The organism is Agrobacterium sp. 10MFCol1.1, from assembly GCF_000381165.1.
GTDB lineage: Bacteria > Pseudomonadota > Alphaproteobacteria > Rhizobiales > Rhizobiaceae > Agrobacterium > Agrobacterium tumefaciens.
In genome coordinates, this window is the sequence record NZ_KB906082.1 from 207,737 (window position 1) to 232,738 (window position 25,002).

At 59.7% G+C, this 25,002-nt stretch carries 22 protein-coding genes; 19 read left to right on the top strand and 3 right to left on the bottom strand.

The features are described from left to right. The first annotated feature begins 30 nt into the window (after window positions 1-30). The 12 genes from F617_RS0123340 to F617_RS0123395 all read left to right on the top strand — a co-directional run bounded on the left by F617_RS0123340 (window position 31) and on the right by F617_RS0123395 (window position 12,490). On the top strand, window positions 31-1,671 hold the full coding sequence (locus F617_RS0123340; protein ID WP_003518100.1) for an ABC transporter substrate-binding protein: 1,641 nt from the start codon (window positions 31-33) through the stop codon (window positions 1,669-1,671). Between the two features lie 18 nt (window positions 1,672-1,689). Next, a complete protein-coding gene (locus tag F617_RS0123345; RefSeq protein WP_019566939.1) occupies window positions 1,690-2,757 on the top strand; it encodes an ABC transporter permease in 1,068 nt (355 codons plus the stop codon). After that, window positions 2,754-3,686 carry a nickel transporter permease gene (nikC, locus tag F617_RS0123350; protein ID WP_003518097.1) on the top strand — a complete coding sequence of 311 codons (933 nt, stop codon included), beginning with the start codon at window positions 2,754-2,756 and terminating at the stop codon, window positions 3,684-3,686. The genes F617_RS0123345 and nikC overlap by 4 nt, the downstream gene beginning before the upstream one ends. Continuing rightward, window positions 3,683-4,519 (top strand): ABC transporter ATP-binding protein, encoded by an 837-nt coding sequence (locus F617_RS0123355; protein ID WP_019566940.1) that lies wholly within the window; start codon window positions 3,683-3,685, stop codon window positions 4,517-4,519. The genes nikC and F617_RS0123355 overlap by 4 nt, the downstream gene beginning before the upstream one ends. Then, window positions 4,516-5,265 (top strand): ABC transporter ATP-binding protein, encoded by a 750-nt coding sequence (locus F617_RS0123360; protein ID WP_026331038.1) that lies wholly within the window; start codon window positions 4,516-4,518, stop codon window positions 5,263-5,265. The genes F617_RS0123355 and F617_RS0123360 overlap by 4 nt, the downstream gene beginning before the upstream one ends. Window positions 5,266-5,332: 67 nt before the next feature. Then, entirely contained in the window at window positions 5,333-6,235 is a 903-nt protein-coding gene (locus tag F617_RS0123365) for a LysR family transcriptional regulator (protein ID WP_013762298.1), read from the top strand. Between the two features lie 186 nt (window positions 6,236-6,421). After that, entirely contained in the window at window positions 6,422-7,957 is a 1,536-nt protein-coding gene (locus F617_RS0123370; protein ID WP_080802126.1) for an ABC transporter substrate-binding protein, read from the top strand. Window positions 7,958-8,186: 229 nt separating this feature from the next. After that, on the top strand, window positions 8,187-9,137 hold the full coding sequence (locus F617_RS0123375; RefSeq protein ID WP_003518092.1) for an ABC transporter permease: 951 nt from the start codon (window positions 8,187-8,189) through the stop codon (window positions 9,135-9,137). Then, window positions 9,134-9,955, top strand: coding sequence for an ABC transporter permease (locus F617_RS0123380; protein ID WP_013762300.1), 822 nt, complete (start codon window positions 9,134-9,136; stop codon window positions 9,953-9,955). The genes F617_RS0123375 and F617_RS0123380 overlap by 4 nt, the downstream gene beginning before the upstream one ends. Before the next feature lie 53 nt (window positions 9,956-10,008). Beyond that, window positions 10,009-11,406, top strand: coding sequence for an amidase (locus F617_RS0123385; RefSeq protein WP_019566943.1), 1,398 nt, complete (start codon window positions 10,009-10,011; stop codon window positions 11,404-11,406). 95 nt (window positions 11,407-11,501) lie between these two features. Further along, the gene (locus F617_RS0123390; protein ID WP_019566944.1) at window positions 11,502-12,068 is read left to right on the top strand and encodes a DJ-1/PfpI family protein; all 567 of its coding nucleotides are present in this window, start codon (window positions 11,502-11,504) and stop codon (window positions 12,066-12,068) included. A gap of 71 nt (window positions 12,069-12,139) precedes the next feature. After that, on the top strand, window positions 12,140-12,490 hold the full coding sequence (locus F617_RS0123395) for a ribbon-helix-helix domain-containing protein (RefSeq protein WP_003518088.1): 351 nt from the start codon (window positions 12,140-12,142) through the stop codon (window positions 12,488-12,490). A gap of 36 nt (window positions 12,491-12,526) precedes the next feature. Here the strand turns inward: F617_RS0123395 and F617_RS0123400 are convergent, their stop codons facing one another. The 3 genes from F617_RS0123400 to F617_RS0123410 all read right to left on the bottom strand — a co-directional run bounded on the left by F617_RS0123400 (window position 12,527) and on the right by F617_RS0123410 (window position 16,236). Next, window positions 12,527-13,447: an ABC transporter permease gene (locus F617_RS0123400; protein ID WP_013762302.1), complete on the bottom strand. Its 921-nt coding sequence runs from the start codon at window positions 13,445-13,447 to the stop codon at window positions 12,527-12,529. Then, on the bottom strand, window positions 13,440-14,450 hold the full coding sequence (locus F617_RS0123405; RefSeq protein WP_003518086.1) for an ABC transporter permease: 1,011 nt from the start codon (window positions 14,448-14,450) through the stop codon (window positions 13,440-13,442). Before F617_RS0123405 ends, F617_RS0123400 begins: the two co-directional genes overlap by 8 nt. Window positions 14,451-14,526: 76 nt before the next feature. After that, window positions 14,527-16,236 (bottom strand): peptide ABC transporter substrate-binding protein, encoded by a 1,710-nt coding sequence (locus tag F617_RS0123410; protein ID WP_019566945.1) that lies wholly within the window; start codon window positions 16,234-16,236, stop codon window positions 14,527-14,529. Window positions 16,237-16,541: 305 nt separating this feature from the next. On the opposite strand from F617_RS0123410, the gene F617_RS0123415 reads away from it, so the two are divergent. From F617_RS0123415 to F617_RS0123445, 7 genes are all read left to right on the top strand, one after another. Beyond that, complete coding sequence (locus F617_RS0123415) at window positions 16,542-17,705, top strand: M20 aminoacylase family protein (RefSeq protein WP_003518084.1); 1,164 nt, start codon at window positions 16,542-16,544, stop codon at window positions 17,703-17,705. 48 nt (window positions 17,706-17,753) lie between these two features. Continuing rightward, window positions 17,754-19,604: an ABC transporter ATP-binding protein gene (locus tag F617_RS0123420; protein ID WP_013762304.1), complete on the top strand. Its 1,851-nt coding sequence runs from the start codon at window positions 17,754-17,756 to the stop codon at window positions 19,602-19,604. 261 nt (window positions 19,605-19,865) lie between these two features. Then, a complete protein-coding gene (locus tag F617_RS0123425; protein WP_003518080.1) occupies window positions 19,866-20,819 on the top strand; it encodes a sugar-binding transcriptional regulator in 954 nt (317 codons plus the stop codon). A gap of 143 nt (window positions 20,820-20,962) precedes the next feature. Next, on the top strand, window positions 20,963-22,276 hold the full coding sequence (locus F617_RS0123430) for a sugar ABC transporter substrate-binding protein (RefSeq protein WP_013762306.1): 1,314 nt from the start codon (window positions 20,963-20,965) through the stop codon (window positions 22,274-22,276). 172 nt (window positions 22,277-22,448) lie between these two features. After that, the gene (locus tag F617_RS0123435; protein ID WP_013761441.1) at window positions 22,449-23,321 is read left to right on the top strand and encodes a carbohydrate ABC transporter permease; all 873 of its coding nucleotides are present in this window, start codon (window positions 22,449-22,451) and stop codon (window positions 23,319-23,321) included. A gap of 12 nt (window positions 23,322-23,333) precedes the next feature. After that, window positions 23,334-24,158, top strand: coding sequence for a carbohydrate ABC transporter permease (locus tag F617_RS0123440; RefSeq protein ID WP_003510506.1), 825 nt, complete (start codon window positions 23,334-23,336; stop codon window positions 24,156-24,158). Between the two features lie 12 nt (window positions 24,159-24,170). Beyond that, on the top strand, window positions 24,171-25,002 hold an 832-nt coding region (locus F617_RS0123445), incomplete at its 3' end, for an ABC transporter ATP-binding protein (RefSeq protein ID WP_019566493.1).

Genomic DNA, 25,002 nt, shown 5'->3' on the forward strand with positions numbered 1-25,002 from the left:
AATCAATCTCATAACAAAAGGGGAGATCCTATGATCAAATCGCTCAACAAGTCCATGCGTATCCTCAGCACCAGCGCTGCTCTGTCGCTGATGATGCTGTCTGCGCCGCACGCTTTTGCCGCCACGCCGGCCGATACGCTGGTTGAAGGTTTCGCCATCGACGACATCATCACGCTCGATCCGGGTGAGGCATTCGAGCTTTCGGCAGCTGAAGTTACTGGCAACACCTACAGCAAGCTGGTTTCCATCGATCTCAACGACACCTCCAAGGTGATCGGCGATCTGGCCGAGAGCTGGACGACCTCTGAAGACGGTCTCACCTATACCTTCAAGCTGAAGACCGGCCTGAAATTCGCCTCCGGCAATCCGGTGACGGCAGATGATGTTGCCTTTTCCTTTGAACGTGCCATCAAGCTCGACAAGTCGCCAGCATTCCTTCTGACGCAGTTCGGCCTCAAGGGCGACAACGTCACTGAGAAGGCGAAAGCGACGGATGCCAACACCTTCGTACTGACGGTCGACAAGCCCTACGCACCAAGCTTCGTGCTGAACGTTCTGACCGCGACCGTTGCCGCAGTTGTCGACAAGAAGCTGGTGACCGAAAAGGCCAAGCCCGTCACGCCGAGCGCCGATTACAAATACGACACCGATTTCGGCAATGCGTTCCTGAAAACAGGTTATGCCGGTTCCGGCCCCTACAAGATTCTTGGCTGGAAGGCCAACGAAGCCGTCATTCTGGAGGCCAACCCCAACTATTACGGTGAGAAGCCGAAGTTGAAGCGCGTGGTCTATCGTCACATGAAGGAAAGCTCCGGCCAGCGCCTGGCGCTTGAAAACGGTGATATCGACGTTGCCCGCAACCTCGAGCCGGGTGATATGGAAGCCGTTTCCAAGAAGGAAGGCCTTGCCGTCACCTCCGCGCCCAAGGGCACCGTTTATTACTTCAGCCTCAACCAGAAGAACGAGAACCTGAAGAAGCCTGAGGTCGTCGAGGCCTTTAAATATCTCGTCGACTACGACGCGATCGGCGCGACGATCATCAAGGGCATCGGCGAAATCCATCAGACCTTCCTGCCAAAGGGCCAGCTTGGCGCGCTTGACGAGAACCCATACAAGCTCGACGTCGCCAAAGCCAAGGAACTGCTGGCGAAGGCCGGCCTGAAGGACGGCTTCACCGTGACCATGGATGTGCGTAACACGCAGCCGGTGACCGGAATTGCCGAAAGCGTACAGCAGACGCTCGCGCAGGCTGGCATTAAGCTGGAAATCATTCCCGGCGACGGCAAGCAGACGCTTACCAAGTATCGCGCCCGCACGCACGATATCTACATCGGCCAGTGGGGTTCGGACTATTTCGACCCGAACTCGAATGCCGAGACCTTCACGATCAACTACGACAACTCCGAAGAAGGCAAGAACAAGACTCTTGCCTGGCGTAACGCCTGGGACGTTCCGGAGTTGACGAAGGAAACGCAGTCGGCACTTCTGGAAAAGGATAATGCCAAGCGCGCCGCCATCTATCAGAACCTCCAGAAGGAAGTTCTCGAAAAAGGCCCGTTCGTCATCATCTTCCAGCAGACGGAAGTGGCCGGATACTCCGCGAAGCTCAAGGGCCTGAAGCTCGGACCGAGCTTCGACACCAACTATGTCTATACGATCTCCAAGGAATGATCCGGAAGGATCGGTCTCTTGAGCATCGTTGAAGCAAACAGCCGGGCGAGGCAGGGCAAACGCCGTGCCAACGCCCGCGCGAAGGCCATTCTCGGCTTCGCCGTCACCGTCATCACCACCTTTCTGGGGCTGATGGCGGTCACATTTTTCATTGGCCGCGTTGTGCCGATCGATCCCGCACTGGCGATTGTCGGCGACCGCGCGCCTGCGCATGTGGTCGAGCGCGTGCGTGAGCAGCTCGGCCTCAACCTGCCGCTCTGGCAGCAGTTCTTCATCTATCTGAAGCAGGCGCTGTCGGGTGATTTCGGCATCTCAGTCCTCACCACCAACCCGGTGATGGAGGATATCAAGCGGGTTTTCCCGGCAACCGTAGAGCTTGCCACGCTCGGCACCATCATCGGCGCCGTTTTTGGCATTCCGCTCGGCGTGCTTGCCGCGGTCAAGCGCGGCAGCTTTGCCGACCAGGTCGTGCGCGTCATCGGCCTTATCGGCTATTCCGTGCCGATTTTCTGGCTTGGCCTCTTGGCGCTCCTGGTGTTTTACGCCCGGTTGCAATGGGTCGCCTATCCCGGCCGGATGGATATCGTCTACGAATTCACCTTCACGCCGGTCACGGGTTTCTTCCTGATCGACGCGATCTGGCAACGGCAATGGGACGTATTGTGGGATCTGTTCCGCCACATCATCCTGCCCGCCTCGCTGCTCGGCTATTTTTCGCTGGCCTATATCAGCCGCATGACGCGTTCGTTCATGCTGAATGAGCTCGCCCAGGAATATATCGTCGCGGCGCGCGCCAAGGGGCTTTCGGAAACGCGCATCATCTGGTTTCACGCTCTGCGCAACGCTGCCGTGCCGCTGGTGACCGTGATTGCGCTATCTTACGCCGGTCTGCTGGAAGGTTCGGTGCTGACCGAAACCATCTTCGCGTGGCCGGGGCTTGGCCTCTACATCACCAATTCCCTGCAGAATGCGGATATGAATGCCGTTCTTGGCGGCACGATCGTGATCGGCGCCATCTTCGTCGGCATCAATCTCTTCTCCGATCTGCTTTACCGGACGCTCGACCCAAGGACGCGCAGCCGATGACGATTTCGACCGATACACTCAAACCCTACAGCCGCGAATGGCTGCTCTCCGACCGGCCTGCCTCGCGCAGGCAGGCACGGCTAGGCCGTGCCTATGTCATCTGGCGGCGCTTTTCGGAAAACCGGCTGGCGCTGCTTGGCCTCGGCATCATCATTGCGCTACTGCTTGTCGCACTGTTCGCCAATGTGCTTGCACCACACGATCCGGTGCAGGGCGATCTGCGCAATGCCCGACTTCTGCCTCCGGGGACAGAAGGTTACCTGCTCGGCACTGACGATCAGGGGCGTGATATTCTCTCGCGCCTCATCCACGGTTCGCGGCTGACCCTATTCGTCGTGCTGCTGGTGGCCATCATCGCCGCACCCATCGGACTCATCGTCGGCACCGTCTCGGGTTATGCCGGCGGCTGGGTGGATGCCGTTCTGATGCGCATCACCGATATCTTTCTGGCCTTTCCGAAGCTGGTTCTGGCGCTTGCGCTGGTGGCCGCACTTGGACCGGGCATTGAAAACGCGGTGCTCGCCATCGCGGTCACCTCATGGCCGCCTTATGCGCGCATCGCGCGCGCCGAAACCATGACCTTCCGCAATTCCGATTTCATCGCGGCGGTCAAGCTCATGGGCGCGTCGCCGTTCCGCATCGTTCTGAAACACGTCATGCCACTTTGCATGTCGTCGCTCATCGTGCGTGTCACGCTCGATATGGCGGGCATTATCCTCACCGCGGCCGGTCTCGGCTTCCTTGGCCTCGGTGCACAGCCGCCGCTGCCGGAATGGGGCGCGATGATTGCTTCCGGACGCCGTTTCATTCTCGATCAATGGTGGGTTGCCGCCATGCCGGGCATTGCGATCCTGATCGTCAGCCTCGGTTTCAACCTTCTCGGCGATGGCCTGCGCGATGCGCTGGACCCCAAGGAGGCGAACCAATGAGCGCGCCGCTTCTGTCCGTCGAGAACCTGCGCGTTTCCTTCCCCACCCGCACCGGGCTGGTGGAGGCGGTGCGTGGCGTCTCGTTCACGCTGGGACGCGAACGCCTTGGCATCGTCGGCGAGTCCGGCTCCGGCAAATCGCAGACCGGCCGCGCCATCATGGGGCTGACCCCGAAAAGCGCACGCATCGAGGCCGATGTGTTGCGCTTCGGAGATGTCGATCTTCTCGGTGCTTCAGCAAAGGAGCGGCGGCTCATGCGCGGCAAGCGCCTGGCCATGATCCTGCAGGACCCGAAATATTCGTTGAACCCGGTCATGCCCATCGGCCGCCAGATCATGGAAACGCTGCGTACCCATGAGAGCATCGGTTCCGGCGAGGCGCGCCAACGCACGCTCGCCATGCTGGAGGCGGTGCAGATCCGCGATCCCGAGCGCGTGTTCGATCTTTACCCGCACGAGGTTTCCGGCGGAATGGGCCAACGCGTCATGATTGCCATGATGCTGGTCTGCGGCCCGGAACTTCTGATCGCCGATGAGCCGACTTCCGCGCTCGACGTGACGGTCCAACTCGAAGTGCTCGATATTCTCGACAAGCTGGTTCGCGACCGCGGCATGGGACTGATTTTCGTCAGCCACGATCTGCGGCTGGTGTCGTCTTTCTGCGACCGCGTTCTGGTCATGTATGCGGGCAAGGTCGTTGAGGAGCTATCTTCTGCCAATCTTAAAGAGGCGAAGCATCCCTATACGCAGGGTCTTTTGAACTGCCTGCCGGAAATTGGCGGCCACCGGCATCCGCTGCCGGTTCTGGAACGCAAGGCGGAGTGGCGCGCATGAACACGGTTCTTTCTATCAAAGACATGGTGGTCGATTTCGACGGATATATCGCCCTCGACAGCGTCAGCATCGATGTGGCCGAGGGTGAGTCCTTCGGTATCGTCGGCGAGTCCGGTTCCGGCAAGTCGACGCTGCTTCGGGCGATTGCCGGCCTCAACCATTTCGATGAAGGCTCGTTGATGGTGGCCGGTCGCTCCTATTCGAGCAAGCACCGCGACAAGAGCTTCTATAGCGATGTGCAGATGGTGTTTCAGGACCCTTACGGCTCCCTGCATCCCCGCCAGACAGTGGATGCGCTGCTGCTGGAACCACTCGTCATCCATGGTCTCGACAATCGCGAGCAACGCATCGCGCGTGCGCTTGATGAGGTGGGTCTCGGCACCGGTTTCCGCTTCCGCTATTCGCACCAGCTTTCCGGCGGTCAGCGGCAGCGTATTGCCATTGCCCGCGCGCTGATCGTCGAGCCGAAGATTCTGCTACTGGATGAGCCGACCTCGGCGCTCGACGCGTCCATCCAGGCGGAAATCCTCAATCTGCTGGAACAGGCCCGCAAGGACCGCAACCTCACCTTCGTTATGGTCAGCCACGATCTCGGCGTCATCAGCCACATGTGCGATCGCCTTGCGGTGATGAAAAGCGGCAAGGTGGTGGAAATGCTGGAGGCGGAAGCGCTGGAAAGCCGCGAGTTTACTGCGGATTATACCAGGCAGCTGCTGGTGGCGAGCGAGGGCTTCAAGCGCGCTTGAGCTGCCGCTATAGTCGGGTCAAGCCCGGCACGACGGACAGTGCCGGCCAAAACAGGGTATCCCGACCATGCAATTGCGCGCATTGATGTATTTCGACGAACTTGTCCGCACCAATTCCATGCGCGCCGCTGCCGAAAATCTGAATGTCGCGCCGACGGCAGTCAGCCGCCAGATCGAGAACCTCGAATATTATTTTGGCTCGCCTTTAGTGGAGCGTTCCAGCCGGGGCGTGAAGCTGACGGCGGCGGGGGAATTGCTGGCTGCCCGCGCCGGCAAGACGCTGCGCGAACTCGACCATGTGCACCAGCTGATCGATGACCTGAAGGGGCTTCAGCGCGGCCGGGTCACCGTTTATGCCAATGGCGCGACGGTTGCGAACCTTCTTGCGCCGGTGCTGGCGCAGTTCAGCCTCAAATATCCGCAGTTGCGCTTCGAGGTGCACATCACCAGCGCGCGCCAGGCGATGGAAGCACTGGGTGCAGCCGAAGCGGATCTGGTCGTCAGCCTTTTTGCGCCCAAGGTCTCCGGCGTGAAAGTGCGCTCGCGCACCCGTATCAGTTACGATGCTATCTTTCCGACCGGCCATGCGCTTGCCGCGCAGGCGGAAGTCTCGCTGAAGGAACTAGCCAGCCTGCCGCTTGCCCTGCCGGACAAGAGCTTCGCGGCGCGTCAGGCCTTCGATACACTGTTTGCCGATGCCGGTATCGAGCTTGATCCCGTCTTTATCACCAGTTCGCTGGAAATGCTGAAGGAACTGGTTCTGGGCCATGCCGCGGCCACGCTGTTGCCGGCCTTGTCGGTGGCGCGTGAAATCCGCAGCGGCCAGATGGTTGCTGTTCCGCTTTCCGGCAAGAAGGGCATCCACACCCAGATCGATCTCTGCGTGGCGCCCGACCGGCAACTATCCTTCGCCGCCTCCAAGCTTGCCGATTTCATCGAGCGTTTCATGCGCGAGGCGACAGCGGGGTAGGGGAATTCGTCAGCCTGGAGAATTGTCCATCCCGGTTGATTTCCATCCGTATTTCCGTGTAGCCATTTCAGCTACACGGAGCACACAAAAATCACGATTGTGTGTGCGCCTGCAACATGACACTCTTTTTGCAACGGGTGGTCTTCGAAAGGCAAAAATGCCTCGGCCGCCAGACAGGGGACAATGATGCCACGCACTTATTTTTCGCAGCCGCTGAAAGTTACGCGGCGCGCCGCGCTTGCGCTTGCACTGGGGACGGCGATCTGGATGCCGCTTTCGATGACGGACGCCGCGGCCGCGCCGAAGACCGCCTTGACGTTGGGCATGACGGTGGAGCCGACGGGTCTCGACCCGACAATTGCGGCACCCGTCGCCATCGGTCAGGTCAGCTGGCAGAACATATTCGAAGGTCTCGTCACCATCGACCACGACGGCAAGGTGAAACCGCAGCTTGCCGAAAGCTGGGAAATTTCAGCCGATGGCAAGACCTATACGTTCAAGCTGCGCCAGGGGGTTACCTTCCACGACGGCGAGACCTTCGATTCCTCCGTTGCGAAATTTTCGCTCGACCGGGCACGCGGTGAAACGTCGGTAAACCCACAAAAACGCTTCTTCACCGCCATTGAGAGCATAGAAACGCCGGATGCCGCGACGCTGGTACTGAAGCTGAAGCAGCCGGCGGGCAGCCTGATCTACTGGCTCGGCTGGCCGGCCTCCGTCATGGTTGCGCCGAAGAGCGCTGACAATAACCGTACCACGCCCATCGGCACCGGCCCGTTCAAGTTCGTGAACTGGGCCAAGGGCGACAAGGTGGAATTGGAGAAGAACGCGGCCTATTGGGACAAGGCGGTGGCGGTGAAGCTTGAAAAGGCCACCTTCCGCTTCGTTTCCGATCCGCAAGCGCAGGCAGCGGCACTGAAATCCGGCGATATCGATGCCTTCCCGGAATTCGGCGCGCCGGAACTGATGACGTCCTTCGACGGCGATGCGCGTCTCGGTACCTTCGTCGGCAATACGGAACTCAAGGTCGTGGCTGGCATGAACAATGCCCGCAAACCCTTCAACGACAAGCGCGTGCGCCAGGCGCTGATGATGGCGGTGGACCGCGGCACGGTGATTGAAGGCGCATGGTCGGGTTACGGCACGGCCATCGGCAGCCACTACACGCCGAACGATCGCGGTTACATCGATACGACCGGTGTTCATTCTTACGATATAGACAAGGCAAAGGCGCTTCTTGCCGAAGCGGGTTACCCCGACGGTTTCAGCTTCACGATCAAGGCCCCGCAAATGGCCTATGCCCAGCGGACCTCGCAAATCCTCCAGGCGATGTTGGCCGAAATCGGTGTCACCATGACCATCGAGACCACGGAATTTCCGGCAAAATGGGTGGCGGATGTTTTGAAGGGCGCGGATTACGACATGACCATCGTCGCCCACGCTGAGCCGATGGATATCGATATCTACTCCCGTGATCCCTATTATTTCAACTATAAGAACCCTGCCTTCAACGAGGTCATCGCCAATGTCGAAAAGACGGCGGATGAGGCCGAGCAGGAAAAGCTTTACGGCGAAGCCCAGAAAATCCTCGCCGAAGATGTGCCGGCGCTGTTCTTGTTCGTGATGCCGAAACTCGGCGTCTGGGACAAGAAGTTGAAGGGGTTGTGGGAAAACGAACCCATTCCGTCCAATGTGCTGACGGATGTGCATTGGGAAGAGTGACGTTTGTTGTGAACGGCGAGGCGCATTCCTACCCACCACCTCATTCCCGTGCCTGTCACAGGAATCCAGCCAGCCCAAGTCGTTGGGCTGAAAGGAAACTTTCCGCCGCGCAGGCACGCTTCGGCTGGATCCCAGTGACAAGCACAGGGGTGAGGGAAGAGTTAGCGGGGATGACAATAAATCCATCCGCCACATCCCGAAACGAAACAACGCAAGGAAAGAATGCCAGATGTTAGCCGTTCTCGTCCGGCGCCTTGCAAGCCTCATCGTCACGCTGTTTGCGGTGTCGCTCATCATCTACATCATCATGGGGCTGTTGCCGGGTGATCCGGCGGCCATCATGCTCGGTACGTCGGCGAGCCCGGATACGCTTCTCGCGCTGCAAAAGCAGATGGGTCTCGATCAGCCCTTGCCATTGCGTTACATCCACTGGCTTGCAGGCGTATTCCGGGGTGATCTCGGACAATCCTACACCTACGGCGTGCCGGTAGCGGGGCTTATTGTCGAGCGGCTTGCCGTCACCCTGCCGCTTGCGCTGCTCGCGGTCTGCCTATCGGTCGCCATCGCCATTCCGCTCGGCGTCGCGGCAGCGAGAAGCCGAAACGGGCCGGTGGATTTCGCAGCCGGGCTGTTTTCCCATGTCGGCATTGCCGTTCCCGGTTTCTGGGTTGGGCTGCTGCTCATCATCGTCTTTTCCACCACGCTCGGCTGGATGCCATCAGGCGGTTTTCCCGGCTGGCGTCCGAGTTTTTCTGCCGGATTTATCGCGCTTGTGCTTCCAGCCATTGCACTTGCGCTGTCGCAGGCAGGCGTCCTCACCCGCGTCTGCCGCTCGGCAGTACTTGAGGTAATGAACGAGGATTTCGTGCGCACCGCCCGCGCCAAGGGGCTGAGCGAGCGGGTAGCGCTGTGGCGACATGCGGTGCCGAACGCCATGATCCCCGTTGTCACCATGATCGGCCTGCAATTCACCTTCCTGATTGCCGGGGCAGTGCTGGTGGAGAATGTCTTCAACCTGCCGGGCCTCGGGCGGCTTGCCTATCAGGCGTTGACCCAGCGGGATATCGTCGTCATGCAGTCCGTCGTGCTGTTCTTCTCGGCGCTTGTCATCGTCATGAATTTTCTGGTCGATATCGCCTATCTCTTTATCGATCCAAGACTGCGGGCAGGTGCACGATGATGCGACTGATCCGCCGCCGCCCCGCTTTCGTCCTTGGCATCGCCGTCACTCTCTTTCTTGTCGCGGTTGCCCTGCTTTCGCTGGTCTGGACGCCGGTTTCTCCGACGAAGATACAGATTGCCCAGAAGCTGAAATCGCCCTTTGCCTATGGCGGGCTTGGCACCGACCATTTTGGCCGCGATGTGCTGTCCATGCTGATGGCGGGGGCATGGAATTCGCTCTCCACCTCCATCGCCGCCGTTGCGATCGGCGCGCTCATTGGCACGGCGCTTGGCGTATCGGTCGCGGCACTGCGCGGTTTCACTGAAACCCTGGTGATGCGCGCCTGCGATATCATCTTCGCCGTACCGCCGATTTTGTCGGCGATGATGCTCGGCGCGTTCATCGGTACGGGGCGGTTCACCGCCATCATCGCCATTGCCACCTTCATGGTGCCGGTCTTTGCGCGGCTGACGCTGGGTGCGGCCTTGCAGATATGGTCGCGGGAATATGTCACCGCCGCCACCAGCATCGGCCAGAACCGCGCCAAGATCACGCTGTTTCATATCGTGCCGAATATTTCCAACCAGATCATCGTGCAGGTGACCATCCAGCTCGGCCTTGCCATCCTCACCGAAGCGGGACTCTCATTCCTCGGTCTCGGCATGCCTCCGCCGGCCGCCACCTGGGGGCGGATGCTGGCCGATGCGCAGACCTATCTAGGTGCTGCACCCTGGCTTGCCATCATGCCCGGCCTTGCCATTGCGCTCGCGGTCTTCGGCCTCAATCTGCTTGGCGATGGCCTGCGCGACCTGCTGGACCCACGCGATACCAGCTGACCGCTTCAAGCCGATATCGCCCATATTATCTGTTTTCTGACGAGACGAAGCTTATGACCGATCTCATACACCTCAACACGCTCGAAATCCTGGCGCTTTACGGGCAAAAGAAGCTGTCGCCATCGGAATATTGGCAGGCGGTAGAGGCCCGTATCGACGCATTCGAGCCCACGGTGAACGCGCTTTACGCCTATGATCCCGAGGATGCCCGCAAGCAGGCGCTGGCCTCAACGACGCGCTGGCAAAAAGGTGAAACGCTCGGGGCCCTCGATGGGATTCCGGTGTCGCTGAAGGAATTGATCGCCACCAAAGGCCAGCCGGTTCCGCTTGGCACCAAAGCGGTGGAACTGGTGCCGGCCCTGGAAGACGCGCCGGTTGCGGCCCGCTGCCGCGAGGACGGCGCCATCCTTTACGCCAAGACCACCTGCCCGGATTACGGCATGTTGTCATCAGGCCTTTCCAGTTTTCACAAGCTCAGCCGCAACCCGTGGGACCCGACACAGAACCCCGGCGGCTCCAGTGCCGGTGCGGCTTCTGCCGGTGCTGCGGGTTACGGCACCCTGCATATCGGCACGGATATTGGCGGCTCGGTGCGGCTACCGGCGGGGTGGACGGGCCTGTTCGGCTTCAAGCCCAGCCAGGGCCGCATACCCGTCGATCCCTATTATACAGGCCGCTGCGCCGGGCCGATGACCCGCACCGTCGTTGACGCCGCCTATGCCATGGCCACGCTTTCCCGCCCGGACTGGCGCGACGGCACCGCGCTGCCGCCCAACGATATCAACTGGATGGACCTCGATATCGACGTAAAGGGCCTGAGGATCGGCCTGATGCTGGATGCCGGCTGCGGCTTGGCCCTGGACGATGAGGTGCGGGATGCTGTTGTGGCGTCCGCAAAGCTGTTCGAAGATGCAGGTGCCATCGTGGTCCCGGTCGAGCCGGTGCTGTCTCGGGACATGCTGGATGGGCTGGATGATTTCTGGCGGGCGAAATTCTGGGGCGATATGGCGGCGCTGAGTGACGAACGACGCGCGGCGATCCTTCCCTATATTCACGAATGGGCGCAGAAGGGCGCTGATGTTTCCGGCGCGCGTGCCGTTTTCGGTTTCAACCAGACCATGGAAATGCGCAAAGCCTGCGGGCGGTTGATGCAGTCAGTTGATGTGGTGATTTCACCCGTCAATCCCGTCGTCTCCTATCCGGCCGACTGGGCCTCGCCCACCAACGACCCCGAGCGACCCTTCGAACATATCGCCTTCACCGTCCCTTGGAACATGTCGGAACAGCCGGCATCCTCGATCAATTGCGGCTTCTCGAAATCCGGGATGCCCATCGGCTTGCAGATCGTCGGCCCGCGTTACGCGGATCTGCTCGTTCTCAAGCTTTCCAACGCCTTCGAGGATTGGGGCGGCGGTGTTCGTCGCTGGCCGGAGCCGCCCAAAGCGCGCTGATCCCGTCTTTATCGGCCCTGTAGTATAGCCATAATACCCGCTTCTCCACCCCTCCTGTTACGGTGCCCCGGGCATTCGAAATGGGAGGAGCAAGCATGCCGAAGAAGATTTTGATGATCACCGGCGATTTCGCCGAGGACTACGAGACCATGGTGCCGTTCCAGACGCTGCTTGCGGTTGGTCACACGGTGCATGCCGTCTGCCCCGGCAAGAAGGCTGGCCAGACGATCGCGACCGCGATCCATGATTTCGAGGGCGACCAGACCTATTCAGAAAAACGCGGCCATAATTTCGCGCTCAACGCAACTTTTGCCGATATCATGGTCGCGGATTACGACGCGCTGGTCATTCCGGGTGGTCGCGCGCCGGAATATCTGCGGCTGAATGCGGATGTGCTTGCCGCCGTGAAGCATTTCTTCGAGGCTGACAAGCCGGTCGCGGCTGTCTGCCACGGTGCCCAATTGCTGGCGGCTGCGGGTGTCCTCAAGGGCCGCACCTGCTCGGCCTATCCGGCCTGCCGCCCCGAGGTGGAACTGGCGGGCGGTACCTATGCCGATATCGCCATCGACGCGGCGGTTACCGACGGCAAGCTGGTGACGGCGCCCGCATGGCCGGCGCATCCGGCATGGCTTTCGCAATTCATGGTGGTGCTCGGCAGATAAGGCCGGCGGAATGGGGCTTTTACCGGTCCCGTTTCCCGTCTATCTTCTGCAGCTTGCTGAGGGAGGACACCATGTGCAAGCTTTTCATCAAGGCAGACCCGACGCTTTGGGAAAGCCATACCCGGTCTTTGCGGATCGATGGCATGGTCACCAGCGTCAGACTTGAAAACTTCTTCTGGACGACTCTGGACGAGATTTCACGCCGCGATGGCATGAACAGCGCGCAGCTCATTGCCAAGCTTTATAATGAATCGATCGATGCCGGGCATGATCTCGGCAACTTCACCTCGTTTTTACGAGTCTGCTGCGGGCGTTATCTGGCCTTGCAGCTTTCCGGCGATATTCCGGCGCGCAGCGACATTCCGATTGCTGCGCTGGATGCAGACAGCATTCTCGACGCGGAAAAGATGAATTATCACTGAGATAAAGGGAGGGGCGCAGCCACCGCGCCCTTCGCCTCAGCTCTTAAGCGCCCTTGGATCAAGCGCATCACGCACGGCGTCGCCGATGTAGTTGACGCTCAGAACCGTCAGCGAGATTGCCAGTCCAGGCCACAGCACGCGCGAGGGCGTCAGCTGCAGGAAGTTGGCGCCATCGAACAACAGCCGTCCCCAGGTCGGAAAGTCGGACGGAAAACCGAGGCCGAGGAAGGACAGCGCCGATTCCGTGATGATGGCCGAGGCGATGCCGAGCGTGGCTGAGACCATGATCGAACTCAACACATTCGGCAGGATATGGCGCAGGATAATGCGGTATTCGCGCATGCCGCTCGATTTCGCCGCCATGATAAACTCCTGGCTTTTGATCGTCAGCACGTCGCCGCGCACGATGCGTGCGGTATGCATCCAGCTGGTTACCCCGATCACGAAGACGATGAGGATGAAGATACCGGTTTCCGGCCCGAAAGCGGCACGCAGCGTATCGCGGAACAGCATGAGAATGACGAGCAGCAGTGGCAGCAGCGGCAGGGCCAGGAACAGGTCCGTCAGCCGCATCAGCGGCCCGTCAAGTCTTCGGAAATAGCCTGACAGCACCCCCACGAGCGTGCCGAGAAACAGCGCCAGCAGCATGGCGGTGATGCCGACGGCAAGCGAGATGCGCCCGCCCGCCAGCACCTGCGCCAGCATGTCCTTGCCCAGATTGTCGGTGCCGAAGGGATGCGCCAGCGACGGCCACTGGTTGCGTTCCTTCACATTGATGGCATTGGGCGCGACAGTGTGGATATAGGGCCCGACATAGACCGCAAGCAAAATAAAGATGAAAACGAACAGGCCTGCCACGCCGCCCTTGTGGACCCGGAACTGTTTCCAGATATCGGCAAGTGCCGATTGCACAGGCGTGGCGGCGACGGCTGGTGCTGCGAGGGTGGCGTCAGTCATAGCGGATCCTCGGGTCGAGAATGCCGTAAAGCACGTCGGCAATCAGGTTGAAGAGCACGATAAGCACCGCGAAAATGAAGGTCAGCGTCTGCACCAGCGGAATATCCGCACCCTGAACGGCGGTGATCAGCAATTGGCCAAGCCCGTTCACACGGAAAATCTGTTCGGTAATGATGGCGCCGGAAAAGATCGTCGGCACGCCGAGTGCGATGACGGTGACGACGGGTATAAGGCTGTTGCGCAGGACGTGAACGAGCAGAACGGATTTTTCCTTCACGCCCTTGGCACGCGCGGTGCGTACATAGTCCTGATGGAGATTGTCCAGCATCGAGGCGCGCACGAAACGGCTGATCTGCGAGACGTTGTAAAGGGTCAGCACCAGAACCGGCATGAACATCTGTTTGATCTGTGCCACGAGGCTTCCCCAGTCAGTCACCTGCAGATTGGTGTCGTAGACGGAAGGGAACCATTGCAGATAGGAGCTGAAGATGACGACCAGCAGCACGCCGGTGAAGAAGGTGGGAACCGAATAACCCACCATCGAGACGAAGGTGCCGATCTGATCGAAGATCGAATATTGCTTGTAGGCGGAAATGACGCCGATCGGGATCGCCAGAAGCGCGCCGAAGAGATAGGCAAGGCCGACGACCCAAAGCGTTTGCGGCATGCGCTGGATGACGAGATCGACCACCGGGCTGCGCGTTGCCCAGGACAGCACACGCATGCGGCTGCCGTCGCCGATCTGCCAGCCTGTCAGCTTCTCGAACAGGTTCAGCGGTTCATTGATGAAGAATTGCTGCAGCCACAGCATGTAACGGATGAAGAAGGGCTGGTCGAGACCGAGCGAGGCGCGGATCTGCTCGCGCACTTCGGGCGGAATGGTCAGCGGCAGGTCGCCGGTCGGATCATTCGGCGCCAGATCGAGCAGGGCGAAGATGACGAAGCTGATGACGAGCAACGTCGGTACGGCAAAGGCAAGCCGCCGGAGCGTAAAGGTAAACATCGGAAAGTCTCCAGACCGTCAGGGTCTCGCAAAATGAGCGCGGTCCCCCCGTCAGGGGCGACCGCGCATTTGCGGGTTACTTTTTGCGGGACCAATCCGCGACGTTCCAGAGTTCCGAATCCCAGGCGTTCATGCGAACGCCTTCGAGTGTCAGCGAATGCGAGGAGACGCTGCCGCGATGGATGAGCGGAATATGCGCGCCTTCTTCGGTCAGCATATCGTTCAGCTGCTTGGAAATCTCACCGCGCTTGGCAGGGTCTGCGGTCTTGGAGAGTTCGCCCACCAGCTTGTCGAATTCCGGGTTGCAATAACGCGGAATGTTCTGGCCCTGCCAGCCGTTAGCCGGAGCCGGGATCTTGTCGCATAGCCATTCCGCCAGATATTTTTCCGGGTCTGTACCGTCGAAATTGTTGGTGTACATTTCAACATCGGCGAAAAATTTCTGGAAGGTGTCGGGGCTTGCCGGATCGCCGCCGAAGAAGACGGAGGCGCTGACATTGCGCAGTTCGGAAGCAACGCCAATCTGCGACCACATGTCCTTCACCAGTTCCTGCGTGGCCTGGCGAACAGAGTTTGTGGAGGTCTGGTAGAGGAAGGACAGTTTCACACCGTTCTTGGCGCGGATGCCATCGGCGCCCTTTACCCAGCCCGCATCATCCAGCAGCTTGTTTGCGCCTTCCAGATCCTGTTTCAGGCACCAGCTGTCATTCTTGGTCGAAGCGACGGCTTCCGGGGCCGGCACGATATTGCAGGTCGGCTTGCCTGCCTCGCCATAACCTGCCTCATCGATAATATCGCGGTCGATTGCAAGCGAGAGCGCGCGGCGCACGGCCGGGTCGGAAAGGGCCGGATGCGGGCCGCCTTCCTTGGTGGAGCGCTTGTCACCCAGCGCAGGATCGGCGTTGTACCAGTTGAGATTGATACGCTCGACCTGCGTGCCGAAGGCAGTTTCCAGCTTGCCCTTGCCGGCAGCTACCATGGTGGCCAGAATTTCCGGCTCCACCTGCATGTTCCAGGCGTAGTCGAATTCGCCGGTTTCAAGAACGGCGCGTGCAGCGGAAGCTGCATCGCCGCCGCCCTTCAGGGTAGCCGTGGCGAAGGCGGGCTTGGCCGGATCGCGATAATTGGGGTTGGCCACGAAGCTGATGACGTCGTTCGGCTTGAAATCCTTGACCACGAAGGGGCCGGTGCCGATGGGGCCGAAATTGGCGGATGTGCAGCCGGGAGCCGCAGCGCCGACGCATTTTTCAAACTGTTTCTTCTGGATGACAGGCGATTGTGCGCCAACAAATGCGGAATAGGGGTAGGGCTTCGGTTCGTTGAAAGTGATCTTGATGGTGTGGGCGTCGACCGCCTCGACGTTCTTCACGCCTTCATATTGTGCCGCCTGCGCGCAGCCGCCGTCCGGTGCGATGCAATATTTCCAGGTGAAGATGACGTCGTCAGCGGTAAAGGGCGTGCCATCAGACCATTTGACGTCGCTCTTCAGCTTCCACGTCATGCTGAGCAGATCCTTCGCGATGCCGCCATTGTCGACCGTCGGAATTTCGCTCACCAGCATCGGCACCAGCTCGCCTTTTTCGTCGTAGCGCGCCAGCGGCTCGATCACCATGGACGAGCTGTAGACTTCCTTCGTGCCAGCGGAAAGATATGGGTTGAGTGTCGATACAGCCTGCCAGAAAAGGATTTTCAGTTCGCCGTCACTGCCACGCTCGGCATGGGCGGCAGAGCCTGCCATGGCCAAGGCCGCCACCGTGCTGGCAAAGAGAACGCTGCGCTTCTTCATTGTGATTTTCCCCTTTGAAGATTTTATCTGTTTGAATGTTTGACGCTTTTCCTCAACGTCATTTGCAAGTCTTTTGTTTTAAGTGTTTGACTTTGCTAACGAATATTCTTCCGTTCCCAGTGATGCTATTGTCAGTTTTTTTGAAATGCAAGCCCCAAACTCTGATTGATGAACAAAATTTGAGCCGATTGGCTTCGGGCCTATTTTTCACTCATCTAGCGAAATTCATACTTGCAAAAGCAGAAATTCCAAACGCAATATGGTTCCCGACAACCCGGCGGGGAACAAAAAAAGGAAAAATGGGAATGCCGATATTGAACCGTGTGGCCGAGATGCAGGAAGAAGTAGCCGGTTGGAGGCGCCACCTGCACGAGACGCCGGAGCTGCTCTACGACGTCTTCGAAACCTCGAAATTCGTGGCGGAGAAACTCAAATCCTTCGGATGCGATATCGTCGAAACCGGCATTGGCAAGACCGGCGTGGTGGGCATCATCAAGGGGCGGCACGGAGACGGCCCGACCATCGGTTTCCGCTCCGATATGGATGCGCTGCCGATCCTCGAAACCAGCGGCAAGCCCTGGGCTTCCAAGGTTCCGGGCAAGGCCCATTCCTGCGGCCATGACGGGCACACAGCCATGCTTTTGGGCGCGGCGCAATATCTGGCCGAGACCCGTAATTTCAAAGGGTCCGTGGCCGTCATCTTCCAGCCGGCTGAAGAGGGTGGCGCAGGGGCACTGGCCATGCTGAACGACGGCATGATGGAGAAATTCGGCATTTCTCAGGTCTATGGCATGCATAACGAGCCGGGCATTCCGGTCGGCAATTTCGCCATCCGCAAGGGTTCGACGATGGCGGCGGCGGATAGTTTCGAGATCGTCATTACCGGCAAGGGCAGCCATGCGGCGGCCCCCCATCTTTCAGTCGATCCGGTTCTGACCTCGGCCTATATCATCATCGCCCTGCAATCCATCGTCTCGCGGGAAACGGACCCGTTGAAATCGCTTGTCGTCACCGTCGCCACCACCCACGGCGGCACAGCGGGCAATGTCATTCCCGGTTCGGTAACGCTGACCGGCACGGTGCGCACCTTGCTGCCGGAAACCCGCGATTTCGCCGAAAAACGGTTGAAGGAAGTGGCGACAGCCACCGCCATGGCGCATGGCGCGACGGCGGAGGTGAGATACGATCGCGGTTATCCCGTCACCTTCAATCACAATGACGAAACCGAATTCGCAACCAGCGTGGCGGCAGGTGTGGCAGGCGCAAACGCCGTCAACACCAATCCCAACCCGCATATGGGCGCGGAAGATTTTTCCTACATGCTGGAAGCACGCCCCGGCGCCTTCATCTTCATCGGTAACGGCGACACGGCCGGGCTGCACAATGCCGCCTATGACTTCAACGACGAGGCCCTGCCTTACGGCATCAGCTACTGGGTCTCGATGGCCGAAACCGCGCTTGCTGCGTAAGACATCCGGCGGCCTTCATGGCCGCCTTTCGCTTTTCAGGAGATCGGCATGCTTTTGGCGGCAACATCCATGGAACAGACCGGCGGTTCGGTAAGTCCGGTTCTTTCGGTTCAAAATCTGACCACGTCCTTCCGCGTTGATGGCGGCTGGAAATCGGTGGTCCGCAATATGAGTTTCGACATTGCGCCCCGCGAGACGGTGGCGATCGTTGGCGAGAGCGGCTCGGGCAAAAGCGTGACGTCGCTGTCGATCATGCGGCTTCTCGATAAGAAAACGAGCCGCATCGAGGGCAAGGTCATGCTCGGCGGGCGCGATTTGCTGGCACTTCCGGAAGAGGAGATGCGCAAGGTTCGCGGCAAGGACATTTCGATGATCTTCCAAGAGCCGATGACCAGCCTCAATCCGATCTTCCCGATCGGCAAGCAGATCGCCGAAGCGTTGACCGTGCACCAGGATATTTCCTCATCTGCTGCCAAGGCCGAGGTTGTCAGGCTTCTGGAAAAAGTCCGCATTCCCAATGCGAAGAACCGTTTCGACGACTATCCGCACCAGTTTTCCGGCGGCATGCGCCAGCGCGTGATGATTGCCATGGCGCTTGCCTCCAAGCCGAAGCTCCTGATTGCAGACGAGCCGACGACGGCGCTAGACGTGACCATTCAGGGCCAGATTCTCGACCTTATCAAGCAATTGCAGGAAGAGGAGGGCATGTCGGTCCTGTTCATCACCCATGATATGGGCGTGGTGGCGGAAGTGGCGGACCGCACCATCGTCATGTTTCGGGGCGACGTGGTGGAAACCGGCACAACGGACGATATCTTCCATCGCGGGAACCATCCCTATACGCGCGCCCTGCTTTCGGCGGTGCCGAAGCTCGGTTCGATGAAAGAGCGGGTACTGCCCGCCCGTTTTCCGATCATCGATATCAAGACCGGCGAAAGCCAACCGGTTGAAGAGGTCAGGAACACGGTTTCCGGTGGTCGCACGCCCATTCTTTCGGTCCGGGACCTGACGACCCGCTTCGATATCCGGTCCGGTCTTCTCGGTCGCAAGTCCGGTGCCGTGCATGCGGTGGAGAAGGTCTCCTTCGATCTGGCTGAGGGCGAGACACTATCGCTGGTCGGTGAATCCGGCTGCGGCAAGTCCACCACGGGGCGGTCGATCACCCGGCTGATCGAACCGACCTCCGGTAACGTGACGCTCGACGGTTACGAGGTGATGAAACTCGACAAGACGACGTTGCGCACCATGCGCCGCAGCGTGCAGATGATCTTTCAGGACCCCTTCGCCAGTCTCGATCCGCGCATGAGCATCGGCACGGCGATCATGGAGCCCTTCATCGAACACCGGCTTGGACCGAAGGCGCAGGCGCGTGAAAAGGCGGCGGACCTGATGGAGAAGGTTGGCCTCAGCCCGGATATGATGCGGCGCTTCCCGCATGAGTTTTCCGGCGGCCAGCGCCAGCGCATCGCCATTGCCCGTTCGCTGATGCTTGACCCCAAGGTCATCGTTGCCGATGAAGCGGTGTCGGCGCTTGATGTCTCCATCAAGGCGCAGGTCTGTAACCTGCTGCTCGATCTGCAACAGAGCCTCAACCTCGCCTTCCTGTTCATTTCCCACGATATGGCTGTGGTGGAGCGTGTCAGCCATCGTGTCGCGGTGATGTATCTCGGCGAGATCGTCGAAATCGGCCCACGCGCCGCCGTCTTCGATAATCCGCAGCACCCCTATACGAAAAAGCTGATGTCCGCCGTTCCGGTGCCGGATCCGGCCCGGCGCCAGATCAGGCGCAACATGGCAACGGACGAGATCAAAAGCCCGATCCGTCCTGTGAACTATGTTCCGCCGCAACGCCATTACCGCGAGGTTTCGGCAGGGCATCTGGTGCAGGAAGCGGCTTGATATAGAGGAAACTGCGCAGGGATAGGTGCCTCTGTGTTCACGACGTCATCCTCGGTCTTGTGCCGAGGATCTGCCAATGTCTCGTAAATCGGTGCATTGCAGATGCTCGGGACAGGCCCGAGCATGACGGAGGAAATGTTTTGCATCTTCTTTAGAGGTGCCCGGTGCCGCCAAACGCTTCGCTCAGTCGCTGCGCCGTTTGACAGGCGGCCTGAAAAAATGCCAGCAAATGCTCGAGCATAATTCTTAGAGGGCGGCGGCATGGCCAGACGGAACGACGCACATGGACGGCTGGATGATGCGGCGCGTGCTGGCTGGCTTTATTATGTCGCGGGCCGCACGCAGGACGAGATCGCCGCTGCCATGGGCATATCCCGGCAATCGGCGCAGCGGCTGGTATCGCTGGCCGTCGCCGAGCGGCTGATCAAGGTCCGGCTCGATCATCCCATCGCCGCCTGTCTCGAAAAGGCGGAGCGGCTGAAGCAGAAATTCGACCTTAGATATATCGAGGTGGTGCCGAGCGATCCCGCTGGCGTTTCCTCCACGGTCGGCATTGCCGAGGCCGGCGCGGCGGAAATCGAGCGCTGGCTAAAAAATGCCGATCCCATCGTGCTTGCCATCGGCACCGGCCGTACGCTGAAGGCGGCTGTGGACCAACTGCCGCCGATGGAATGTCCGCAGCACCGCATCGTGTCACTGACAGGCAATATCGGGCCGGATGGATCGGCCGCCTATTACAACGTCATCTTCAGTATGGCCGATGCCATCAAGGCGCGGCATTTCCCGATGCCGCTGCCGGTTCTCTGCTCGTCTGCGGAAGAGCGGGAACTGCTGCACGACCAGTCCATGGTGCGCTCCACGCTGGCGCTGGGTGCAGCCGCCAATGTCACCTTCGTCGGCGTCGGCGAACTGGGAGAAAATGCACCGCTCTGCGTTGATGGTTTTCTCGGTGTCGACGAGATGAAGGCCCTGATGGCAAGCGGTGCGATCGGCGAAATCTGCGGCTGGATGTATGATGCCAACGGCCGCATTCTCGACCATTCCGTCAACGAGCGCGTCGCCTCCGTTCCCATTCCGTCCAGAGAGACCTGCACGGTCATCGGCATGGCCCAGGGCGCGCGCAAGAATGCCTCGATTCTCGCGGCACTGAGGGGTGGTCTTTTGAACGGCCTCATCACCGACGAAGCGACAAGTGAATATTTGCTCACACACTGAGCAAAAATTAATCTAATAAAATCAATGCCTTGATTTTTCCATGTGCGCCGCAGCACAGGATGTTGCTTGACTTTTTTCGGCTGCGGGTGAGTAAATGCCCCAGAGCAAAGCGAATGCTCATAAATTTCTTCTGGGAGGAAGATATGACATTGAAGACCATTTTGCTGGGCGCATGCTCGGCACTCGCCTTTTCGACCCTTGCTTCCGCCGAAACGCTGACCATCGCCACCGTCAACAACGGCGACATGATCCGCATGCAGGGTCTGACCTCCGACTTCACCACCAAGAACCCCGACATCAAGGTGGAATGGGTCACGCTTGAAGAAAACGTCCTGCGCGAGCGCGTGACGACCGATATCGCCACCAATGGCGGTCAATACGACATCATGACCATCGGCAACTATGAAGTGCCGATCTGGGCCAAGCAGGGCTGGCTGCTGCCGCTCGAAAAGCTTGGCGACAAATACGACGTGGATGATATTCTGCCGGCGATCCGTGGTGGTCTTTCCAGCGAAGGCAAGCTTTATGCGGCGCCGTTCTACGGCGAATCCGCCATGATCATGTATCGCAAGGACCTGTTTGAAAAAGCCGGCCTGAAGATGCCTGAAAACCCGACCTGGGAATTCATCGGTGACGCTGCCCGCAAGATTACCGATCGCAAGACGGATATCAACGGCATGTGCCTGCGCGGCAAGGCTGGCTGGGGCGAGAACATGGCCTTCATCAGCGCGCTCACCAACTCCTTTGGCGGCCGCTGGTTCGATGAGAACTGGAAGCCGCAGTTCGATCAGCCGGAATGGAAGAGTGCTCTTCAGTTCTACGTCGATCTGATGAAGGATGCCGGTCCGTCGGGTGCTTCCTCCAACGGCTTCAACGAAAACCTGACGCTGTTCCAGCAGGGCAAATGCGGCATGTGGATCGATGCCACGGTGGCTGCTTCCTTCGTTTCAAACCCGAAGGATTCGACCGTTGCCGACAAGGTCGGTTATGCGCTCTTCCCGACGCACGGCGAACTGAAGAACCACGGCAACTGGTTGTGGTCATGGAACCTTGCTATCCCGAAGAGCTCGCAGAAGGCGGATGCCGCCGAGAAGTTCATCTCCTGGGCAACCAGCAAGGAATATACCCAACTCGTCGCTGCCAAGGAAGGCTGGGCAAACGTGCCTCCGGGTACCCGCACCTCGCTTTACAAGAATGCTGACTATGAAAAAGCAGCCGCCTTCGCCAAGCCGACGCTTGCTGCGATGGATGCCGCCGACATCACCAAACCGACCGTAAAGCCCGTGCCTTACACCGGCGGTCAGTTCGTGGCGATCCCTGAATTCCAGGCGCTCGGAACCACGGTCGGTCAGCTGTTCTCGGCGGTCGTTGCCGGCCAGTCCAGTGTCGACGATGCGCTTGCCAGCGCCCAGTCGACAGCGACGCGTGAAATGACCCGCGCCGGTTACATCAAGTAATCCTCCTGAAGATCGCTGTCCGGCGCCAATGCCGGGCAGCGAACCTTGGGGGCGCAAGCCGCGAGCTGCGCGGCGGCCTTTAAGCCTTTCAAATCAAAACTGGAATGAGCCGGTTCTTCCGGATATGCCGGGGGCATTTCGTGATGCCCGAGCCCATGGGGAGGTTAGTGCAATGGCAACACGAAACACGAGCGGTCTGGCGCGGGTTATGCTTGCGCCTTCGGTGCTGCTTTTGCTGGTGTGGATGATCGTGCCCCTGGCGATGACGCTATGGTTTTCGTTCCAGAACTACAATCTGCTCAACCCTGCCAATGTCAGCTTCGCGGGCCTGTTCAATTACCAGTATTTCTATACCGATCCGGCCTTCTTCCAGTCGATCTTCAACACACTTGCCATCGTCGGCGGCGTGCTTCTGATCACCGTCATCGGCGGTATTGCGATTGCGCTTCTGCTTGACCAGGACATCTTCGGTCAGGGCATCGTGCGCATCATGATCATCTCGCCCTTCTTCGTCATGCCGCCTGTCGCGGCGCTGGTGTGGAAGAACATGATCATGCATCCCGGTTACGGCGTACTTGCCGATCTGTCGCGCTTCTTCGGCCTGCAGCCGGTCGACTGGTTCGCGCAGTTTCCGCTGCTCTCCATCATCATCATCGTCGCCTGGCAATGGCTGCCCTTTGCCACGCTGATCCTGCTCACCGCCCTGCAGTCGCTCGATGGCGAGCAGAAGGAAGCGGCCGAGATGGATGGCGCCAACTTCATCAACCGCTTCATCTACCTGACGCTGCCGCATCTTGCCCGCGCCATCACCGTCGTCATCCTCATCCAGACGATCTTCCTGCTCGGCGTTTACGCGGAAATCCTCGTTACCACCAATGGCGGCCCCGGCTATGCCTCGACCAACCTTGCCTTCCTCATCTATCGCACGGCGCTTCTGGGCTACGACGTCGGCGGCGCATCGGCCGGTGGCATCATCGCCGTCGTGCTCGCCAATATCGTCGCCATCTTCCTGATGCGCGCCGTCGGCAAGAACCTCGACCGTTAAGGAGAAGCGATCATGGCCCGCAAGACAACGACACGCGCAAAGATCGGCTTCACCATCGCGGCATGGGCCGTGGCGCTTTTGCTGTTCTTCCCGATCCTTTACGCCTTCCTCACCTCGATCAAGACCGAGCCGGAGGCGATTGCAGGCTTCAGCCTCATTCCCTCGGGCACGCTCGAAAACTACATCACCGTGCAGACCCAGCGCGATTACTTCAAGCCGTTCATGAACTCGGTCGTGCTGTCGCTCGGCTCGACGATCATCGCGCTCATGATCGCCATTCCCGCCGCCTGGGCCATGGCATTCTCGCCGACCAAACGCACCAAGGACATTTTGATGTGGATGCTCTCCACCAAGATGATGCCGGGGGTGGCGGTGCTGGTGCCGATCTACCTGATCTTCCGCAATGCCGGCCTGCTCGATACCCGTATTGGGCTGACCGTCATGCTCACCTTCATCAACCTGCCGATCGTGGTGTGGATGCTTTATACCTACTTCCGCGAAATCCCCGGCGAGATCCTGGAAGCAGCGCGCATGGATGGTGCCTCGCTCTGGAACGAGATCGTGCATGTACTGACACCAATGGCGGTTCCGGGCATTGCCTCGACGCTGCTCCTGAACGTCATTCTTGCCTGGAACGAATCCTTCTGGACCATCCGGCTGACGACCACCAATGCGGCACCGCTGACGGCCTTCATCGCCTCCTTCTCCTCACCGCAGGGGCTGTTCTGGGCCAAGCTCTCGGCCGCCTCGATGATGGCGATCGCCCCCATTCTCGTCATCGGCTGGTTCTCGCAGAAACAACTCGTGCGTGGCCTCACCTTTGGCGCCGTGAAATAAGGAACGACAATAATGGGCAGCATTTCCCTTCAGAACGTGTCCAAGCTCTTCGGCGAGGCAAAAGTCATCCCGTCGATCGATCTCGACATCCATGACGGCGAGTTCGTCGTCTTCGTCGGCCCGTCCGGCTGCGGCAAGTCAACGCTGCTGCGCCTGATTGCCGGGCTGGAAGACGTCTCCGGCGGCAGAATAGTCATCGACGGCAACGACGCCACCGAAAAGGCCCCGGCCGAGCGCGGCCTTGCCATGGTGTTCCAGTCCTATGCGCTTTATCCGCATATGAGCGTCAGGAACAACATCGCCTTCCCGCTGAAGATGGCCAAGCTCGACAAGGCCGTCATCGACAAGAAGGTCGACGATGCCGCCCGTATCCTCAACCTCACCGATTATCTCGAACGCCGGCCCTCGCAACTATCCGGCGGCCAGCGCCAGCGCGTCGCCATCGGCCGCGCCATCGTGCGCGAACCAAAGGCGTTCCTGTTTGACGAGCCGCTCTCCAACCTCGATGCGGCGCTGCGCGGCACCATGCGGCTGGAAATCTCCGAGCTGCACAACACGTTGAAGACGACGATGATCTACGTCACCCACGACCAGGTGGAGGCCATGACCATGGCCGACAAGATCGTGGTCCTCAACCGCGGCAATATCGAGCAGGTCGGCTCACCAATGGAGCTGTACCGCTCGCCCGCCAACCTCTTCGTCGCCGGCTTCATCGGCTCGCCGCGCATGAACCTGGTAACCGGCGATTACGCCCGGCAAAAGGGTGCGACCACCGCCGGCGTGCGGCCCGAGCACCTGACGCTGTCGAAAGAAACCGGCCTGTGGCAGGGCAAGGTCACGGTTG

Excerpts from the sequence above, each read along its gene's own strand:
- F617_RS0123385 (WP_019566943.1), top strand. The coding sequence starts at position 10,009 with ATGACCGATCTCATACACCTCAACACGCTCGAAATCCTGGCGCTTTAC.
- F617_RS0123420 (WP_013762304.1), top strand. The coding sequence starts at position 17,754 with ATGCTTTTGGCGGCAACATCCATGGAACAGACCGGCGGTTCGGTAAGT.
- F617_RS0123370 (WP_080802126.1), top strand. The coding sequence starts at position 6,422 with ATGCCACGCACTTATTTTTCGCAGCCGCTGAAAGTTACGCGGCGCGCC.
- F617_RS0123395 (WP_003518088.1), top strand. The coding sequence starts at position 12,140 with ATGTGCAAGCTTTTCATCAAGGCAGACCCGACGCTTTGGGAAAGCCAT.
- F617_RS0123380 (WP_013762300.1), top strand. The coding sequence starts at position 9,134 with ATGATGCGACTGATCCGCCGCCGCCCCGCTTTCGTCCTTGGCATCGCC.
- F617_RS0123360 (WP_026331038.1), top strand. The coding sequence starts at position 4,516 with ATGAACACGGTTCTTTCTATCAAAGACATGGTGGTCGATTTCGACGGA.
- F617_RS0123355 (WP_019566940.1), top strand. The coding sequence starts at position 3,683 with ATGAGCGCGCCGCTTCTGTCCGTCGAGAACCTGCGCGTTTCCTTCCCC.
- nikC (WP_003518097.1), top strand. The coding sequence starts at position 2,754 with ATGACGATTTCGACCGATACACTCAAACCCTACAGCCGCGAATGGCTG.
- F617_RS0123405 (WP_003518086.1), bottom strand. The coding sequence starts at position 14,450 with ATGTTTACCTTTACGCTCCGGCGGCTTGCCTTTGCCGTACCGACGTTG.
- F617_RS0123375 (WP_003518092.1), top strand. The coding sequence starts at position 8,187 with ATGTTAGCCGTTCTCGTCCGGCGCCTTGCAAGCCTCATCGTCACGCTG.
- F617_RS0123425 (WP_003518080.1), top strand. The coding sequence starts at position 19,866 with ATGGCCAGACGGAACGACGCACATGGACGGCTGGATGATGCGGCGCGT.
- F617_RS0123430 (WP_013762306.1), top strand. The coding sequence starts at position 20,963 with ATGACATTGAAGACCATTTTGCTGGGCGCATGCTCGGCACTCGCCTTT.
- F617_RS0123390 (WP_019566944.1), top strand. The coding sequence starts at position 11,502 with ATGCCGAAGAAGATTTTGATGATCACCGGCGATTTCGCCGAGGACTAC.
- F617_RS0123440 (WP_003510506.1), top strand. The coding sequence starts at position 23,334 with ATGGCCCGCAAGACAACGACACGCGCAAAGATCGGCTTCACCATCGCG.
- F617_RS0123365 (WP_013762298.1), top strand. The coding sequence starts at position 5,333 with ATGCAATTGCGCGCATTGATGTATTTCGACGAACTTGTCCGCACCAAT.
- F617_RS0123435 (WP_013761441.1), top strand. The coding sequence starts at position 22,449 with ATGGCAACACGAAACACGAGCGGTCTGGCGCGGGTTATGCTTGCGCCT.
- F617_RS0123415 (WP_003518084.1), top strand. The coding sequence starts at position 16,542 with ATGCCGATATTGAACCGTGTGGCCGAGATGCAGGAAGAAGTAGCCGGT.
- F617_RS0123340 (WP_003518100.1), top strand. The coding sequence starts at position 31 with ATGATCAAATCGCTCAACAAGTCCATGCGTATCCTCAGCACCAGCGCT.
- F617_RS0123410 (WP_019566945.1), bottom strand. The coding sequence starts at position 16,236 with ATGAAGAAGCGCAGCGTTCTCTTTGCCAGCACGGTGGCGGCCTTGGCC.
- F617_RS0123400 (WP_013762302.1), bottom strand. The coding sequence starts at position 13,447 with ATGACTGACGCCACCCTCGCAGCACCAGCCGTCGCCGCCACGCCTGTG.